The organism is Microbacterium sp. NPDC058062, assembly GCF_042885375.1.
In the GTDB taxonomy this organism is placed as follows: Bacteria; Actinomycetota; Actinomycetes; order Actinomycetales; family Microbacteriaceae; genus Microbacterium; species Microbacterium trichothecenolyticum_C.
On the sequence record NZ_JBHVSC010000005.1, the window covers coordinates 83,776 to 100,392 of the forward strand.

The 16,617-nt window shown below is 71.5% G+C and carries 15 protein-coding genes; 5 read left to right on the forward strand and 10 right to left on the reverse strand.

Annotated elements, in window-relative coordinates:
* Window positions 1-21 precede the first annotated feature (21 nt).
* From hemC to hemE, 4 genes are all read right to left on the reverse strand, one after another.
* Window positions 22-939, reverse strand: a complete 918-nt coding sequence (gene hemC / locus ACFVSU_RS16880; protein WP_387145487.1) for a hydroxymethylbilane synthase — start codon at window positions 937-939, stop codon at window positions 22-24.
* On the reverse strand, window positions 936-1,619 hold the full coding sequence (gene hemQ, locus ACFVSU_RS16885; protein WP_310292225.1) for a hydrogen peroxide-dependent heme synthase: 684 nt from the start codon (window positions 1,617-1,619) through the stop codon (window positions 936-938). The genes hemC and hemQ overlap by 4 nt, the downstream gene beginning before the upstream one ends.
* A gap of 257 nt (window positions 1,620-1,876) precedes the next feature.
* A complete protein-coding gene (locus ACFVSU_RS16890) occupies window positions 1,877-3,082 on the reverse strand; it encodes a protoporphyrinogen/coproporphyrinogen oxidase (RefSeq protein ID WP_387145491.1) in 1,206 nt (401 codons plus the stop codon).
* Window positions 3,075-4,133 (reverse strand): uroporphyrinogen decarboxylase, encoded by a 1,059-nt coding sequence (gene hemE, locus ACFVSU_RS16895; RefSeq protein ID WP_387145494.1) that lies wholly within the window; start codon window positions 4,131-4,133, stop codon window positions 3,075-3,077. Before hemE ends, ACFVSU_RS16890 begins: the two co-directional genes overlap by 8 nt.
* 17 nt (window positions 4,134-4,150) lie before the next feature.
* On the opposite strand from hemE, the gene ACFVSU_RS16900 reads away from it, so the two are divergent.
* The 3 genes from ACFVSU_RS16900 to ACFVSU_RS16910 all read left to right on the forward strand — a co-directional run bounded on the left by ACFVSU_RS16900 (window position 4,151) and on the right by ACFVSU_RS16910 (window position 7,355).
* The gene (locus ACFVSU_RS16900) at window positions 4,151-5,398 is read left to right on the forward strand and encodes a glutamyl-tRNA reductase (protein ID WP_387145497.1); all 1,248 of its coding nucleotides are present in this window, start codon (window positions 4,151-4,153) and stop codon (window positions 5,396-5,398) included.
* Window positions 5,399-5,526: 128 nt separating this feature from the next.
* Window positions 5,527-6,126 (forward strand): ArsR/SmtB family transcription factor, encoded by a 600-nt coding sequence (locus ACFVSU_RS16905; protein ID WP_387145500.1) that lies wholly within the window; start codon window positions 5,527-5,529, stop codon window positions 6,124-6,126.
* Window positions 6,123-7,355 (forward strand): MFS transporter, encoded by a 1,233-nt coding sequence (locus ACFVSU_RS16910; protein WP_387145503.1) that lies wholly within the window; start codon window positions 6,123-6,125, stop codon window positions 7,353-7,355. Before ACFVSU_RS16905 ends, ACFVSU_RS16910 begins: the two co-directional genes overlap by 4 nt.
* A 24-nt stretch (window positions 7,356-7,379) precedes the next feature.
* Here ACFVSU_RS16910 and ACFVSU_RS16915 read toward each other — a convergent pair whose 3' ends face one another.
* The 3 genes from ACFVSU_RS16915 to ACFVSU_RS16925 form a co-directional block, all read right to left on the reverse strand.
* The gene (locus ACFVSU_RS16915) at window positions 7,380-8,204 is read right to left on the reverse strand and encodes a ZIP family metal transporter (RefSeq protein ID WP_387145506.1); all 825 of its coding nucleotides are present in this window, start codon (window positions 8,202-8,204) and stop codon (window positions 7,380-7,382) included.
* Between the two features lie 80 nt (window positions 8,205-8,284).
* Entirely contained in the window at window positions 8,285-9,877 is a 1,593-nt protein-coding gene (locus ACFVSU_RS16920) for an AMP-binding protein (protein WP_387145509.1), read from the reverse strand.
* Window positions 9,878-10,055: 178 nt separating this feature from the next.
* Window positions 10,056-11,132: a Glu/Leu/Phe/Val dehydrogenase dimerization domain-containing protein gene (locus ACFVSU_RS16925; RefSeq protein WP_387145512.1), complete on the reverse strand. Its 1,077-nt coding sequence runs from the start codon at window positions 11,130-11,132 to the stop codon at window positions 10,056-10,058.
* Window positions 11,133-11,324: 192 nt separating this feature from the next.
* Here ACFVSU_RS16925 and ACFVSU_RS16930 point away from each other — a divergent pair, with 192 nt between their 5' ends.
* On the forward strand, window positions 11,325-12,119 hold the full coding sequence (locus tag ACFVSU_RS16930) for a methyltransferase domain-containing protein (RefSeq protein WP_387145515.1): 795 nt from the start codon (window positions 11,325-11,327) through the stop codon (window positions 12,117-12,119).
* Between the two features lie 15 nt (window positions 12,120-12,134).
* Window positions 12,135-12,611 (forward strand): YbaK/EbsC family protein, encoded by a 477-nt coding sequence (locus ACFVSU_RS16935; RefSeq protein WP_387146154.1) that lies wholly within the window; start codon window positions 12,135-12,137, stop codon window positions 12,609-12,611.
* A gap of 3 nt (window positions 12,612-12,614) precedes the next feature.
* Here the strand turns inward: ACFVSU_RS16935 and ACFVSU_RS16940 are convergent, their stop codons facing one another.
* The 3 genes from ACFVSU_RS16940 to ACFVSU_RS16950 are packed head-to-tail and all read right to left on the reverse strand — an operon-like array spanning window position 12,615 to window position 16,617.
* The gene (locus ACFVSU_RS16940; protein WP_387145518.1) at window positions 12,615-14,504 is read right to left on the reverse strand and encodes a glycogen debranching N-terminal domain-containing protein; all 1,890 of its coding nucleotides are present in this window, start codon (window positions 14,502-14,504) and stop codon (window positions 12,615-12,617) included.
* Window positions 14,501-15,415: a carbohydrate ABC transporter permease gene (locus tag ACFVSU_RS16945; protein WP_387145521.1), complete on the reverse strand. Its 915-nt coding sequence runs from the start codon at window positions 15,413-15,415 to the stop codon at window positions 14,501-14,503. Before ACFVSU_RS16945 ends, ACFVSU_RS16940 begins: the two co-directional genes overlap by 4 nt.
* Complete coding sequence (locus tag ACFVSU_RS16950) at window positions 15,412-16,617, reverse strand: carbohydrate ABC transporter permease (RefSeq protein WP_387145524.1); 1,206 nt, start codon at window positions 16,615-16,617, stop codon at window positions 15,412-15,414. Before ACFVSU_RS16950 ends, ACFVSU_RS16945 begins: the two co-directional genes overlap by 4 nt.

Here is a 16,617-nt window from a genome sequence, read left to right on the forward strand (position 1 = left end):
GTCGATCCATCGGGTTGTACGTCACGGGCGTTCTCCCGTCAGGCCGGCGGCGCCGGCATCGAGCAGTTCACGGGCGACGGATGCTGCGACCTCGCGCGACGGATCGCCCTCGTCCTCGGGCCACACGGTGGCGTGCGACGAGGTGAGGGTCGTCGTGCCGTCGAGGCTGTACACGCTCGCCGAGAGCAGGAGGAGCCCGGCGTCGACGACGGCGCGCGCGCCGACCGGGGCGGAGCAGCCGGCCTCAAGGAGGGCGAGCACCTCGCGCTCGGCCTCGACGGCTGCGCGGGTCTCGGCGTGGTCGAGACGATCGACGAGGTGCTCCTCGCCGCGGCGCACCTCGACCGCGAGGGCGCCCTGACCCGGGGCCGTGGGCCACCGGTCCGCGTCCAGGAACTCGGTCACGACGTCGGTGCGCCCGATGCGCGTGAGGCCGGCGGCGGCCAGGATGACCGCATCCAGCTCTCCGCTCGTCACCTTGCCGAGGCGGGTGTCGACGTTGCCGCGGATGTCGACGACCTCGAGGTCGGGGCGGCGGGCGCGCAGCTGCGCCATACGGCGGGGCGATCCGGTGCCGACGCGGGCACCGGCGGGGAGCTCGTCGAGCTTCAGCCCGTCGCGGGCGATGAGGGCGTCGCGCGGGTCTTCGCGGGCAGGCATGGCCGCGACGACGAGCTGGTCGTGGGGTGCCGTGGGGAGGTCCTTGAGCGAGTGGACGATGACGTCGCACTCGCCGGCGAGGAGCGCGTCGCGGAGCGCCCCGGTGAAGAGCCCGGTGCCGCCGGCGCGCGACAGCGGCTCGTTGGAGCGGTCGCCGTCGGTCGTGATCGTGACGAGCTCGGTCGTGACGCCGTACGCGTCCGCGAGATCGTCGGCGACCATGCCGGTCTGCGTCAGCGCGAGCGTGCTGCCGCGGGTGCCGATGCGCAGCGTGGTCACGCCAGCACCTCGGCGATCTCGTCGAGACCGATGCGGCGTCCGGTGTAGAACGGCACCTCTTCGCGCACGTGGCGACGGGCTTCGGTCTGGCGGAGGTCGCGCATGAGGTCGACGAGCTCGACGAGCTCGGGCGCCTCGAGGGCGAGGATCCACTCGTAGTCGCCGAGCGCGAACGACGCGACCGTGTTGCTCAGCACGCTGCGGTGCGCGGCGCCCTTGCGGCCGTGGTCGGCGAGCATCTGGCGGCGCTCGTCGTCGGGGAGGATGTACCAGTCGTACGACCGCACGAACGGGTAGACCGTGAGCCACGCCTCGGGATCCTTGTCGCGCATGAACGCGGGCAGGTGGCTGGCGGTGAACTCGGCGTCGCGGTGCACGCCCATCGCGTTCCAGACCGGCACGAGGGAGGCGAGCGGCTCAGCGCGACGGAGCGTCCGGAGGGCCGACTGCAGCACCTCGGGGGCGATGCCCACTCCGGTGAGCCAGATCATGAGGTCGGCGTCCGCGCGCAGGCCCGACACGTCGTAGAACCCGCGGACGGTGACTCCGGATGCCTCGACCTCGGCGACCGCCGCAGTCAGATCGCCGGCGGGGGCGGGCGCAGAGGCGTCGCGGCGGAAGACCGCCCACAGGGTGTAGCCGAGGGTTTCAGTGGGGGAGTTCGCCGCGACGTCGGTCATGGTTCCATCCTTTCACCCCCTGCGTGCGAGGTTTCCGGGAGCGCCGTTTCAATCCGCGTCGCCACGCAGACCGGGGCCCGTGCTCCGCCTCCATCGTGCGAAGTCCGGACTTCGCGGGTTTTGGCGTCGGCGGTCTCGCGTTGTCCGGACCCTGCGTGTGCCCCCGGAGCGTGCCCCTCGTGCGAAGTCCGGACTTCACGGTTCGGAGCCCGGAAAAGGATGCGAAGTCCGGACCGAGCGGGTTCTACGGACGCCGGTCAGCGCTGCAGAAGCTCGGCGGCCGTGCGCTCGGCGTGGGCGACGATGCCGGCGAGGCCGGAGCCCGCGACCGTCTCGCCGACGACCGTGAGACCGGAGGGGACAGTGGATGCTGCGGCCGGCCGCACCCAGGACACCTGGGCCGCGTCGACCACGACCGGCAGTCGCACCCCCAGCAGCGTCTCGGCGTCGGCCCGGGCTGCGGCGACGGGGTCGGCGGGTGTCTCGTCGTAGGAGAGCCGGACAACGTGGCGCCCGGCGGCGGCGTCGCGGAGCCACTCCCACTTGGCTGTGGCGTGGGTGAGCGCGCGAGCGCCCACCGGGGCTCCGGCGGCGACGAGCAGTCCGGTGCCTCGGGGCGCGGCATCCAACTCGTTCTGCTCCACCACGAGCGTCACAAGGTCGATGCGACGACCGGGCGCGGCAGGCATGGCCACGCCCGGCGCGGCCACGACGACGGTGCCGTCGAGAGCGCCGAGGTCGTCGACCCGCGTTCCGAGGCGGATGTCGCCCCCGCGCCGCGCGAGGTCGTCGGCGAGGGCGGGGACGAGCCGATGGATGCCGCCGCGGATGCCCGCGACCGCGGCGCCCGGGGGAGCGGCGGCGCGCAGGCGCGCGACGGCTCCGCTGAGCGAACCCGCACTCGCGACGGCGTCAGCGAGCCCGGGGTGGGCGCGAGCGACCGGGAGCTGGTCGGGGTGCTGCGAGTGCACGCCGTGCACGACGGGTGCGACGAGCCGGTCGAGCACGTCGGCGCCGAGACGCTCCCGCACGAGCGGTCCGAGCATCGCGGGCACCTCGCCGACGGGGCGCGCGTCGAGCGCGACGGCTCGTTCCGCCGCCGCGAGTCCGACGACGCGCACGACGTCGTCGGCGAGCGGATCGGAGGGGATGCCGAGCAGCGCAGTCGCCGGCAGGGGGACCGCGTCGCCTGTGACGGGCTGCAGCCAGGCCGGCCCCGGAGCGGGGGCGACGATGTCGCCGTCGAGGCCCAACTCGGCCAGCAACGCCTCGACCGCGCCGCCGCGGACCGCGAAGCTCTCGGCGCCGGCGTCGAGCGCGAGTCCTCCGACCTCGTGCCCCGCGACCGTCCCGCCGAGGTGATCGGACGCCTCGAACACCGTCACGGCAGCGCCCGAGGCCGCCAGCCGGCGGGCGACGACGAGCCCTGCGACGCCGCCGCCGACGACGCTGAAGTCAGCCATTCGCGTGGACGAACTCCACGATGCGCGTGAGCACCGTCGGGTCGGTGTCGGGCGGGACGCCATGCCCGAGGTTCACGACATGCGCGCGGGCGGCGCGGCCGCGCTCGAGCACGTCGAGGATGTGCGCCTCGAGCACCGGCCACGGGGCGCGCAGCAGCGCGGGGTCGATGTTGCCCTGCACCGAGACGTCGGGGCCGAGCCGGCGTACGGCCTCGTCGAGCGGGAGACGCCAGTCGACGCCCACGGTGTCGACGCCGACGTCGCGCATCGCGGCCAGCAGTTCGCCGGTGCCGACGCCGAAGTGCACCAGGGGCACATCGAGGTGTCGCACCGCGTCGAGGGCCAGGGTGGAGAACGGCGCGACGTGTTGCGTGTAGTCGGCGAGGCTGAGCGAGCCCGCCCACGAGTCGAAGAGCTGCCCCGCCGACGCGCCCGCCTCGATCTGCGCGGCGAGGAACTGCCCGGTGATCCCGGCGCACCACGTCAGCAGCGCCGCCCAGGTCTCGGGGTCGGAGTGCATGAGCGCCCGCGTCTTCAGCTGCTCCTTCGACGGGCCGCCCTCGACGAGGTACGACGCGAGCGTGTACGGAGCACCCGCGAAGCCGATGAGCGGCGTCGTGCCGAGTTCGGCGACCGTGAGCGCCACCGCGTCGCGGATCGGAGCGAGCGATTCCGGGTCGAGCGGGGGCAGGGACGCGACATCCTCCGCCGTCCGCACCGGGTTCTCGAGCACTGGCCCGCGTCCTGCGACGATGCGCACGTCGACCCCCGACAGGCGCACCGGGATCACGATGTCGCTGAAGAAGATCCCCGCGTCGACGCCGTGCCGGCGCACCGGCTGCAGCGTGATCTCGCTGGCGAGCTCGGGATTCAGACAGGCGTCGAGCATGTCGGTGCCGACCCGCAGCTCGCGGTATTCCGGCAGCGATCGGCCCGCCTGACGCATGAACCAGACCGGCGTGCGAGCCGGCCGTTCGCCCCGATAGGCGCGTATCAGCGCGGGGGGATCGTTTCTCTGAAGGACGGAAGGGTGAGAGTCATGCAACGACACACGTTAAGATTAGGTCTGTGCTCCTCTGTCTGACCGCGAACCATCGGAACGCGAGCCTCGACATCCTGGAGCGTCTCTCTGTGGGGGCGCCCACGGCGACGCGCGCGCTCGTGGACGACGAGATCTTCGTCTCCGGCGCCGTCGTGCTCGCGACCTGCAACCGGTTCGAGGCCTATCTCGACATCGACGAGCCGCTCACGGGCGGCGAGGCGGTCGCTGCCGAGTCCGTCATCGAGGCGATGGCCGACGCATCCGGCGTGTCCGTCGATCTGCTGCGCGCGTCGGTCGCGGTTCATCAGGGGGCGGATGCTGCGGCCCACCTCTTCGCCGTCACGAGCGGCCTCGAGTCGATGTCGGTCGGCGAAGACGAGATCTCGGGTCAGGTGCGTCGCGCGCTCGACGCCGCTCGTGCCGACGGCATGACCTCGAGCGAGCTGGAGCGCCTGTTCCAGAAGGCCACCCACACCAGCCGCGGCGTGCGCAACCGCACCCAGCTGCGCGGGGCGCACCGTTCGCTCGTGCGCCTCGCCCTCGAACTGGCGTCGAGCCGGGTCGCCGAGTGGTCCGCCGCGAAGATCGTGCTCGTGGGCACCGGAAAATACGCCGTCCGCACGGTCGAGGCGCTCCGCGCCCGCGGTGCCGGCGACATCCACGTCTTCTCGCCGTCGGGTCGCGCCGAGGCGTTCGCCGCGCAGCACGGGCTGATCCCCGTGTCGGACTTCGCGGCCGCCGTCGCTCAGGCCGACGTCGTCATCACCTGCACGGCGGATGCCGTCGTGCACGCGGACGCGTTCACCCCCGGACGACGCGTGCTCGTGATCGACCTCGGGCTCCCGCGCAATGTCGACCCCGCCGTCGGGGCAGTCGAGGCGGTCGAGCTGCTCGATCTCGAGACCATCCGCCTGCACGCGCCGCTCGCCGAGTTCAGCGCCCACGCCGACGCGCGCGCGATCGTGGGCGACGCGGCCACCGAGTTCCATGCCGACCGCGAGGCCGGCCCTGCGATCACCGCGCTCCGCGGTGACGTCCTGAAGATCCTCGACGCCGAGATCGCCCGTGCGCGCTCGCGCGGCGCGGGCGATGACGTCGAGGCGGCGCTGCGCCACCTCGCGGGCGTGCTGCTGCACCAGCCGTCGGTGCGCATCCGCGAGCTCGCGGTCGAAGGCCGCATCGACGAGGCGCGTGCCGCCCTCGAGCTGCTCCACGGCCTCTCGGTCGAGGCGCCCGGCGCCGCAGACGACGACGGCCTCTGGGCCACCGCCTGATCCCCACGTCCGGGTAGGCCGCTGGAGGAGTTCCTCCGGTCTCACGTCCACCGTGCCCCGCAGCATCCGTGTGATCTCATTCTAAAGAAGTCTTGCGAAAGGAATCTTTAGAATCTAGAGTCGTCGCCATGACCACCGACGACCAGCCGTTCCCGCGGTCGGCGCGCCGTGAGCGCATCACCGATCCTGAGCGGATCCGGGCGCTCGCGCACCCGGTGCGGATCGCCCTGCTCGACCACCTGGGCGACGTGGCCGAGGCCACGGCGACGGAGTGCGCCGAGGCGCTGGGGGAGTCTGCCGCGAGCTGCTCGTTCCACCTGCGGATGCTGGAGAAGTACGGCTACATCGAGCGGGCGGAGCGGCGCGGGCGCGAGAAGCCGTGGCGGGTGAAGGTCGCGGACTTCGACATGAGGCCCGATCCGGAGGTGCCCGGTTCGCTGCTCGCGGTGCAGGCGGTCGCGTCGATGGGGCTCGAGTCGGAGTTCCTCCGCGCGATGGACTGGTTCGCGCGCATCGATCGCGAGAGCGACGAGTGGGTGCAGGCGACGACGTTCACGCGCTCGTCGTTCTGGGCGACCGCGGAAGAGCTCGCACAGCTCAGCCGAGATGTGCAGGAGATCACCGACCGGTTCGCGGGCCGGCACACCGATCCGTCGAAGCGGCCGCCGGGTGCCCGCTACTCCCGGTTCTTCGCCGTGGTGAACCCCGAACCGGAAGACGAGAAGTGACCTCCGGCACGGAGCGCGGAGTCCGGCGCGGTCCGGTCGCATGGTCGGCGCCGGGGTTTCCGCGGCTCGCGGCGGGCTGGGTCGCGACCAACCTGGGCGACAGCGCCCTGTTCCTGATGGTCGCGGTCTGGGTGAAGGAGCTCACCGGCTCGGACGTCGCTGCCGGTTTCGTCTTCGTCGCTCTCGGCCTTCCGGCGATCCTCGCGCCGTTCATCGGCATGCTCGCCGATCGGGTGCCGCGGCGCCGCCTCCTGGTGGTCAACAACGTCGCGCTCGTTCCCATCGTGCTGTCCCTGCTGCTCGTGTCGGGCGCGGCGCAGCTGTGGCTCGTGTACGCCGTCGTCTTCCTCTACAGCGCGGCCGGCTACGTGACGGCGTCGGCGCAGTCGGGCATCATCCGCGCGATGCTGCGCGACCACCAGCTCGCATCGGGCAACGGTGTGCTGTCGACGATCGACAACGGGCTGCGCCTCGTGTCGCCGCTCATCGGCACGGCCCTGTACGTGTTGCTCGGCGCACCGGCGGTCATCATGCTCACCGCGGCGTGCTTCGCCGTGGCTGCCGTCATCGTCGCGGGTCTTCCTGTCGGTGGTGCGGCTCCGGCGCGGGAACCCGGGCGCGGCTACTTCCGCGAGCTGGTCGCGGGCTTCGAGCAGTTGTTCGCACCGCAGAGCCTCCGGGTGATCACGATCGCCGCCGCCATCGGCTTCGGCGCGACCGGACTGCTCAACATCATCGTGTTCCCGGCCCTCGATGCGATGCACGCCGACCCGGTCGCGATCGGGGTGCTCGTGCCCATCCAGGGCGCGGGCGCCGTGCTCGGCGGGCTCCTGTCGGCGACCGTGGTGACCCGGTGGGGCGAGGGGCGCTCTGCCGCACTCGGGCTCGTGCTCATCGCGGTCGGCAGCGTGCCGTTCGCCTTCGGCTCGGTCGTTCTCGGCGGCGCCGGCATGTTCGTGATGGGGATCGGCATCCCGATCACCGTCGTCGCCTTCTCGACCCTCCGCCAGCGCCTGACGCCCGACGCTCTGCAGGGCCGCACCGGCGCCGCGGCCAATGTGGTCGTGAACCTGCCACAGACCTTCGTGTCGATCGCGGGGGCGGGACTCCTCCTCGTCGTCGACTACCGCGTGCTCATCTGGGTGGCTGTCGGGGCCGTGCTGATCGGCGCGGCGACCGCGCTCCGGGCGCGCCGCACCGTCGCCGTCCCAGCCGCGCCGGGGGAGTGAGCGCCGCGGCTCCGGTCGTCCGGCTCAGGTGAGCTCGTGCAGGAGGAACGCGCCGAGGAAGCCGATCGTCGCCCACAGGCCGGTCAGTGCCTGCTGCTCGTCGAACGCCTCGGGGATCATCGTGTTGCACACCATCGCGAGGAGGCCGCCGGCGGCGATCGTCGTGATGAGGGCGATGAGGTTCGGCGACGCCGACTGGAAGGCGACGTAGCCGAGCACCGACGCGACGACGGTGATCAGCGCGATCCCGCTCCACAGCAGGGCGACGTACCTCCCGCTCGAACCGCCGCGCTTGAGCGCGGCGGTCGAGCCGAGTCCCTCGGGGAAGTTGCTGATCGCGATCGCTGCGACGATCGGGATGCTGATGCCGCCCTGAAGGACGGAGAGGCCCATGACGATGGATTCCGGGATGCCGTCGATCAGAGCGCCGACCGCGATCACTAGCCCTGCTCCGCTCACCGCCTGTGCCCCGGCGCGGCGGGCGACGATGTTCGCGGAGATGTCGTCGCCGTCGGAGTACTCGACGCTCGCCGAGACGGCCGTCGAAGACGAGCCTGCTGCGCCGGCGGCGGCCGGCTGCTTGCTGCGTCGGGAGATCAGCTGGTCCGCGACGATGTAGATGATCGCGCCGCCCAGGAACCCGACCGTGGTCGGAACCAGCCCACCGTCCGCCGCCGCCTCCTCGACGAGCTCGAACGCCAGCGTCGAGATCAGTACGCCCGCGCCGACCGCCATGATCCCCGCGACGATGCGCTGGGGCATGTCGACGAACCACGCGACGGCGGCGCCGACCAGCAGCGTGCCGCCGCCGATGAGGCCGCTCAGTGCCGCGAGCCAGAGTCCCTCCATGGCGCCAACCTAGTGGCGAGGACCACGGATGCCTCGGCGAAACGCGTTCGCCGAGGCATCCGTTCTCGCGTGCCGAGGCGTCAGGCGGTGGCGGTCTCGCGGGAGCGGAGGTCTTTGCGGAGGATCTTGCCCGACGTGGACTTCGGGATCGCCTCGATGAACTCCACGCGACGCACCTTCTTGTGCGGGGCGACGTGCTCGGCGACGAAGGCCATGACCTCGTCCTCGGTGAGGCCGGAGTCCGGGGCGGCGACGATGAAGGCCTTGGGGATCTCCTGCTTGTCGTCGTCGAGCACGCCGATGACCGCAGCATCCATCACCTTCGGTTGGCCGAGGAGGAGCGCCTCGAGCTCGGCGGGAGCAATCTGGTAGCCCTTGTACTTGATGAGCTCCTTGACCCGGTCGACGATCGAGAAGTAGCCGCCCTCGTGGTAGACCGCGATGTCGCCGGTGTGGAGGAATCCGTCGGCGTCGAGCGTCTCGGCCGTCGCCTGCGGCTGGTTCAGATAGCCGAGCATGACGTTGGGTCCCTTGACCCAGAGCTCGCCCGCCTTCGTGACGCCGTCCGGGCCGAGCTCGGTGATCTCCTCGCCGGTCTCGGTGTCGATGAGCTTGTTGAGCGTGTTGGGCAGCATCACGCCGACCGAGCTCACCGGGATGTCGTAGCGGTCCACCGGCATCGCGTGCGAGACGGGGCTCAGCTCGCTCATGCCGTACCCCTGCATCATGCGCGCGTTGATGCGTCGCCCCGCCGTCTCGGCGGTCTCGCCGTCGAGCGGAGCCGCTCCAGAGAACACCGTGCGGACGCTCGAGATGTCGAACTGGTCGACGATCGGGTGCTTGGCCAGCGCGACCGCGATCGGCGGCGCGATGTACAGGTAGGTGCACTGGAACTTCTGGATGTTCGTGAGGAACTCGCCGAGGTCGAACTTCGGCATCGTCACGAGGCTCGCGCGCTGGCGCAGCGCGAGGTTGAGCAGCACCGTCATGCCGTAGATGTGGAAGAAGGGCAGCACCGCCAGCACGCGGTCGGTGGCGGCGAGGTCGAGCGCGACGCGGCACTGCGCGACGTTCGCGACGAGGTTCCGGTGCGTGAGCATCACGCCCTTGGGAATGCCGGTCGTGCCCGACGAGTAGGGGAGCACCGCGATGTGCGTCGCCGGGTCGAACGAGACGTCGGGTGCGGGCGCGCCCTCGGTGAGCAGCTCCCGGAGGTTCGGGTGACCTGAGGCGCCGTCGAGCACGATGACGCGCTCGTGAGGGATGCCGACGGCCTCGGCCGCGGCCTGGGCCTGGGGGAGCAGCGGGCTCACGGTGACGAGCCAGGTGGCCCCGGCATCGCGCAGCTGCTTCTCGATCTCGCCGGCCGTGTACAGCGAGTTGACGGTCGTCACGGTGGCGCCCGCGCGCAGGATGCCGTGGAACACCGTCGCGAAGGCGGGGACGTTCGGGCAGAGCAGGCCCAGCACGGTCCCGACGCCGACGCCGCGAGCGGCGAGCGCGCCGGCGAACAGGTCGACCTGGGTGCGCAGCGCGCCGTACGTGGTCTCGGCTCCCGTCGCGGGATCGATGAGCGCGATCCGCCCCAGCTCCTCGTCGGTCAGGCTCGCGAAGAGGTAGTCGTAGACGTCGAGTTCGGGAATCTCGATATCGGCTTCGGGACTGGTGAACACCGGATCTCCTTCGATCGGGCGGCGGCACGACGGTCGTCGTCGGCGGGCTGAGCCCGGCCGTGCGACCATCATGCCATCCGCATCGAGGATTGTGGAACGCGATTCCGCCATCGGTGGAACGCAGTCTCAGCCCTGCATCGCGCCCGGCCACCCCTCCGATGGCCGGGCGCGTGGCGGTTCAGTGCGCGAGTGCGGGCTGGCGGCCGCCGGCGGCCAGGCGCTCCGCGGCGAGGCCCTCGGCGGCCTCGAGCGGCGTGACGCCGCGCGATTCGGCCTCGTCGAAGATGCGGCGCACGGTGTCGCCGATCTGGCCGACGCGATCCATGATCTCGGTGCGCGTGCCGAGGTGCTTCGCCTCGAGGTCGAGGTAGATCACGCCGCCCGCGTTGACCACGAAGTCGGGGGCGTACAGGATGCCGCGGCCGGCGAGGCGGGCCGCGCCGCTGTGGTCGGCGAGCGGGTTGTTCGCCGGGCCGCACACGGCCTTCGCGTCGAGGGAGTCGATGACCTCGTCGGTGAGGAGCCCGCCGATGCCGGCCGGAACGAACACGTCGGCGGGGACGAGGTGCTCCTCGCCGGGGGCGATCCACTCCGCGCCGAGCTCGGTGGCGAGGTCGCGCTTGGCGGGGTTCACATCGGTCACGGTGAGGCGCGCGCCCTCGGCGGACAGGCGCACCGCGAGACGGCTGCCCACCTGGCCGAGGCCGGAGATCGTGATGCGGCGTCCCTCGACGTCGGCGGTGCCCGCGACGCGCTCGAGCGTGGCGCGCAGCGACTCGTACACGCCGAGGCTCGTGGGGCCGGCGGGCTCGCCCGAGCCACCCACGGCGTCGGGCAGGCCCACGACGTGCTCGGTGCGCTCGCTGACGACGAGCATGTCCTCGGTCGTCGAGCCGACGTCCTCAGCGGTGCGGTACAGGCCGTGCAGCGACTCGACGGCGTCGCCGAGGTCGAGGAACGCGGCGCGGCGACGGTCGGTGTCGAGAGTGGTGCCGGGAGGCAGGGCGATGACGGACTTGCCGCCGCCGGCGTCGAGGCCGGCCGCGGCGTTCTTGAGGGTCATGGCGGCCGACAGGCGCAGCGCATCGCCGAGGGCATCGCTCCAGTGCGGATACGTCCACAGGCGCGCGCCGCCGAGGGCGGAGCCGAGCACGGACGAGTGCAGCGCGACGGCGATGAACAGGCCGCTCCGGCGACCGGTGATCACCTCCACCCGCTCGTGTGCGAAATCGGGCAGGGGCAGGGTGTGCGTCATCGCGGTTCTTCCTTCGGCGGGCCTCGTGGGCAGTGCGCGGCGGACGCCTCGGCGTTGCGGCATCCACTCTCATTGGACACCGATTCTGCGAATTGTTCAACCGTGTCGGCGGCGAGTGGGCAGATTGCGTGGTCGACGGTGTGAGTTCTGCGCACGCCTCAGCAGTGTGTCCGCCGTCGGTAGCATCGACGAATGCCAGACGCCTACACCCACGGCCACCACGAGAGCGTTCTGCGGTCGCACCGCTGGCGCACCGCCGAGAACTCCGCGGCGTATCTGCTGCCGCACCTTCGGCCGGGCGTCTCGGTCCTCGATGTGGGCAGCGGCCCCGGCACGATCACCGCGGACCTCGCCACCCGCGTCGCACCCGCTCGGGTGGTCGGGACGGATGCCTCGGCCGACGTCGTCGCGCAGGCCGCGGCCGACCATGCGGCGCCGAACCTGTCGTTCGAGGTGGGCGACGCGTACGCGCTGCCGTACGAGGACGGCGGCTTCGACGTGGTGCACGCGCACCAGGTGCTGCAGCACGTGGATCGTCCGGTCGACATGCTGCGCGAGCTCGGACGCGTCGCCGGCCCCGACGGCCTGGTCGCCGCGCGGGACGTCGACTACGAGGGCGTGATCTGGTATCCACTGATCCCCGCACTCGACGAGTGGCTCGCGCTCTATCTGGCGACGCACCGCAGCGTCGCGGGCGAGCCCGCGGCCGGGCGGCGGCTCAAGGCATGGGCGCAGGAGGCGGGCCTCACCGACATTCGTGCCACCGCGTCGCTCTGGCTCTTCGAGGACGAGGCCGACCGTGCGTGGTGGGGCGGGATGTGGGCGGACCGCGTGCTGCAGTCGGCGTTCGCTGATTCGGCGCGCGCGACCGGCGCCGACGACGCGCTGCTGCAGCGCATCTCGGACGGCTGGCGCGAGTGGGCGGCCACCGACGACGGCTGGCTCCTCATGCCCCACGGCGAGATCCTCGCGCGCGGCCGCGTTTAGGCTGAGCCGGTGACCATCCCCGCCTCGCTTCCCGCCCGCAGCCGCCTCGTCCACGACGCGATCCGCGCCGCCGGCATCCCCGGCGACATCGTGGTGCTCCCGGATGCCGCGTCCACCGCCGTCCTCGCCGCCCAGGCGCTCGGGGTCGAGGTGGGGGCGATCGCCAACAGCCTGGTGTTCTTCAGCGACGGTGCCCCGCTCCTCGTGATGACGAGCGGCGCGCACCGCGTCGACACGGCGGCGCTCGCCGAGCGCCTCGGTCACGGGAAGATCCAGCGCGCGACGCCGGAGCAAGTGCGAGAGGCCACCGGCCAGGCCATCGGCGGTGTCGCGCCGACGGGCCACCCGGCGCCGTTGCGCACGATCGTCGACGAGGACCTCGCCGGCTACCCCGAGATCTGGGCCGCCGGCGGCACGCCGCACACCGTGTTCCCGATGACCTACGACGAACTGGTGCGTCTGACGGGCGGCACCGTCATGAAGGTCGACTGACCGTCAGTCCCGGAGGATCTCACGGCACGCGATGGCGGCAGCAGCCGACCACGCCTGCGGGCGGCACGCCGCCGGGTAGGGCGCCGGAGCCGGGGTGGTCGTGCGGTCATCGCCTGAGTAGAGCTCGGGCATGCGGAAGGCGAAGGCCTCGGCCGCCGCGAGCAAACCGTCGACCACGACGAGCGCCTCGTGACGGAGCCCTTCGGCCGCCATGCCGCGGGCGGCGATCGCCGTGTCATGCGGCCACACGCTGCCGCCGTGATAGCTCAGCGGCCAATACCCGGCGGCATCCGTCGACATCGTCCGCAGACCGAAGCCCGAGGTCATCGAAGGGCCGGTCAAGAGCCGCGCGATCTCCCTCGCCTGATCGGGCTCGAGGATGCCGGTGCCGAGCAGATGGCCGATGTTCGAGGTGAGCGTGTCGACCGGACGACCATCGCGATCCAGTGCGATCGCGGGGTACCGCCCCTCGGGCGTCGTCACCCAGAAGCGGTCGGCGAACCGGCGGCGCAGCCCGGCGGCCCATTCGCGAAGCGGCCCGGCGCCTTCCTCGTCGAGCGACTCCAGCAGCGCGGCCCCTCGGATGGCGGCCTCGTACGCGTAGCCCTGCACCTCGCAGAGGGCGATCGGCCCCTGCGCGAGCGTTCCGTCGCGCCACTGGATCGAGTCGCCGGAGTCCTTCCAGCCCTGGTTCGACAGACCGCGCCCGGTCTCGTCGACGTAGTCGAGGAATCCGTCGTCGCCGGCCGACGCGACGATCCACTCGAGCGCGGAGCGCAGCGCGGGAACGAGCGCCCGCACCTCGGACTCCGGCATCCCCGCGGCGGCGGCTTCGGCGAGCAGGCACACCCACAGCGGGGTGGCGTCGACAGTGCCGTAGTACACCGGTGGCAGGAGGATGCCCTCGCCGGGCATCGCGAGTTCGCCGGCGCGCAGTTCGTGGAGGATCTTGCCGGGCTCTTCAGCGGTCGCCGGGTCGCTCTTGGTGCCTTGCAGTCGCGCGAGCACGCGGAGAGTGGATGCCGCGATCCCCGGGTCGACCGGAAGCAGCAGGCGCGCGGCCCACAGCGAGTCGCGTCCGAAGAGCGTGAAGAACCAGGGCGCACCCGCTGCGAGGAACTCGTCGTCGGGAGCACCGGGAAGCACGAGCCGCAGGGCGTCGAGGTCGGAGAGCGCGCGATCCACCCAGCGGCGCAGCCGGGGGTCGCGTGCTGCCCGGGTGTCCGCCGCGTTCCGGCGCGGCTCCGCCGTGGTGGGTGCGACCACGAGGCCGGGGTCGTCGAGCTCCAGGGTCCACTCGGCCGACCACTCCCCGTGGGCAGGGCACTCGACCGCCCACTCGACGACGACGGACCGGTCCTCTGCCCGCACGTGCGCGCCAGGCGCCGTGAGCACGAGGATCTTGTCGTCGCTGGAGAGGCGGACGGTGTGCCCGTCGGCCTCCGCCTCCCACACGCGGGACGCGGAGGCTCCGGCTTTCACTTCCTGAAGAGGTGCGAAGTCGGGCACGAGCCGCAGCCGGAGGCTCGTCGATACGGGGCCGGCCAGATGCGAGCGCACCGTGAGCCGCTCGCGAACCACCCCGGCCTCGACGGTGCGGACGCGCTCGAGCCGCACCTTCGGATCGGGCCAGTCGTCGTCGATGCGACGCAGGAGGGCCGTGAACGACACCGCCGACGCCGAGATCTCGCCCACCGAGATGGCTTCGGGGACGGATGCCTCGCCCCCGGCTGCGTAGGTCAGCTGCGCTTCGCGGACGAAGCGCGTGTCGCCGTGGTAGGCGCCGTCGATCGCCTGGGCGCCCATGTCGCCGGAGCGCCCCGACCAGACCTGGGTCGGCGCGCGCAGGGCCACCATCGCGTCGGACAGGAACGGCTGCAGCCCCGCGTTCACTCCTTCACCGCCCCTTGGCTCGCGTTCATGATCCTCCGCTGGAAGATGAAGAAGAGCAGGGCGACCGGGATCGTCATGATGAGCGCGGCGGCCAGCTTGAGCGGGTACTGCGTACCCTGGCTCAGCTGCCCCGACGCCAGCCCGGCGACCCCCTTCGTGAGGGTCGTCAGCTCGGGGGACTGCGTGGAGACGATGAAGTGCGACAGCTCGTTCCACGACCCCTGGAACGACAGGATGATGATCGTGATCAGCGCCGGCCGCGCCATCGGGAGCACGACCGACCAGAAGATGCGGAAGGTGCCCGCACCGTCGATCCGTGCCTGCTCCTCGACGGACACGGGGATCGACTCGAAGAAGTTCTTCATGATGAACACGCCGGCGGCGTCGACCAGCAGCGGCAGGATCATTCCCGCGTACGAGTCGTAGATGCCGAGCTGGTTGATGACGAGGAATCGCGGGATGAGCAGCACCACGCTCGGCACGGCCATGACGGCGATGACGCCGGCGAACACGATTCCCCGTCCGCGGAAGTTCAGGCGCGCCAGCGCGTAGCCCGCGAGCGACACGAAGAACACGCGCAGCACGGTGACGCTGATCGTGACGATCGCCGAGTTGCGGAACCACACCGGGAAGTCGCTCCGCAGGAACAGACGCTCGTAGGCCGCCGTCGAGAAGACCTGCGGAATGAGCGACACCGGATTCGACGCCGCTTCGGCGTCCGTCTTGAACGACGTGCCCAGTTGGACGAGGAAGGGATAGATGTAGATCAGCGAGATCACGATGAGCACGGCGTAGAGCGCGATCTGCCAGCCGAGTCCCGAGGTGCGACGTCGTCGCTGCGGAGATTCCGCCTGATGCGCCGTTCGCGGCGGCGCGGCCTTCGGCGCCTTGTCGACGGTCGTGCCGGTCATCGCGGGCCCCCGTTCTCTCGGTCGCGGTTTGTGGCACCGGGGGCCTCGCCTGCGTCCGGGGGAGCGGGAACCTGGTTGGCGGCGACCGTCGCAGGGCTCGCGGTCGACGGTCGCGTCTGCAGCTCGTACTGACGGGCGCGGCGCCGGGACACCGGGCGCTCGCGGAGCACCCAGCGCTGGAACAGCGTGAACAGCACGATGATCGCGAACAGGATGAAGGCGATCGCCGCGCCTTGCCCCCAGTCCTGGTCGAGGAAGCTCGCGTCATAGGACAGGTAGGCGGGGGTCAGCGTCGTCTTGGCCGGCGATCCTCGTGTGCCGGTGTAGATCTGATCGAACACCTGCCAGCATCCGATCAGGCCCAGCGTCAGCACGGTGAACAGCGCAGGACGCAGCTGCGGCAGCGTCACCCGCCAGAAACGCTGCCACGCGTTCGCGCCGTCGACCATGGCGGCTTCCTGGATCTCGGGGCCGATGTTCTGCAGCGCGGCGAGGAACAGCAGCATGAAGGTGCCGCTGGTCGTGAAGATCGCCATGAGGATGAAGGCCGACATCGCCACCGACGGACCCGCCATCCAGTTCCACCACGAGACGGCGATGAAGCCGTTGTCGGTCAGCGCCGCCGGCCCTTCGCGGACGCCGAGGCCGGACAGCAGCACGTGGAAGATGCCGCGCGGATCGGCGAACCAGTTCGGCCCGTCGATGCCTACGGCGGCGAGGACCGCGTTGACGACGCCCCTCGGGTTGAAGAGGAACAGCCACAGCACCGTGATCGCCACGGTCGCCGTCACCGACGGGAAGTAGAAGGCCGTGCGGAAGATCCCGCGGCCGCGGAGCACGGCGCCGTTGACGAGCAGGGCGAGGAACAGCGACAGCGCCGTCTGCAGCGGCACGACCAGCACGACGTACCAGGCGTTGTTGCGCATCGCGATCCCGAAGTCGCGCGCGGCCAAGCCGTCTCCGGTGGTGACGCTCGCGTAGTTCTCGAGACCGACGAAGCCCACGTTGCCCGAGAACGGGCTCCCGCGTCCGCTCCAGTCCGAGACGCTGACCCAGAGGGCCATCAGCACCGGCACGAGCAGGAAGACGCCCAGGATGAGCAGGACGGGCAGGGTGAACACCCAGCCCGCCAGCGTCTCGCCGCGCCGGATGCCCGATCGGGCACTCCGTGCGCGGCGAGGCGCTGAAACGGTGGCAGTCAT

Excerpts from the sequence above, each read along its gene's own strand:
- ACFVSU_RS16950 (WP_387145524.1), bottom strand. The coding sequence starts at position 16,617 with ATGACTGCCACCGTTTCAGCGCCTCGCCGCGCACGGAGTGCCCGATCG.
- hemQ (WP_310292225.1), bottom strand. The coding sequence starts at position 1,619 with ATGACCGACGTCGCGGCGAACTCCCCCACTGAAACCCTCGGCTACACC.
- ACFVSU_RS16930 (WP_387145515.1), top strand. The coding sequence starts at position 11,325 with ATGCCAGACGCCTACACCCACGGCCACCACGAGAGCGTTCTGCGGTCG.
- ACFVSU_RS16890 (WP_387145491.1), bottom strand. The coding sequence starts at position 3,082 with ATGGCTGACTTCAGCGTCGTCGGCGGCGGCGTCGCAGGGCTCGTCGTC.
- ACFVSU_RS16915 (WP_387145506.1), bottom strand. The coding sequence starts at position 8,204 with ATGGAGGGACTCTGGCTCGCGGCACTGAGCGGCCTCATCGGCGGCGGC.
- ACFVSU_RS16945 (WP_387145521.1), bottom strand. The coding sequence starts at position 15,415 with ATGACCGGCACGACCGTCGACAAGGCGCCGAAGGCCGCGCCGCCGCGA.
- ACFVSU_RS16905 (WP_387145500.1), top strand. The coding sequence starts at position 5,527 with ATGACCACCGACGACCAGCCGTTCCCGCGGTCGGCGCGCCGTGAGCGC.
- ACFVSU_RS16925 (WP_387145512.1), bottom strand. The coding sequence starts at position 11,132 with ATGACGCACACCCTGCCCCTGCCCGATTTCGCACACGAGCGGGTGGAG.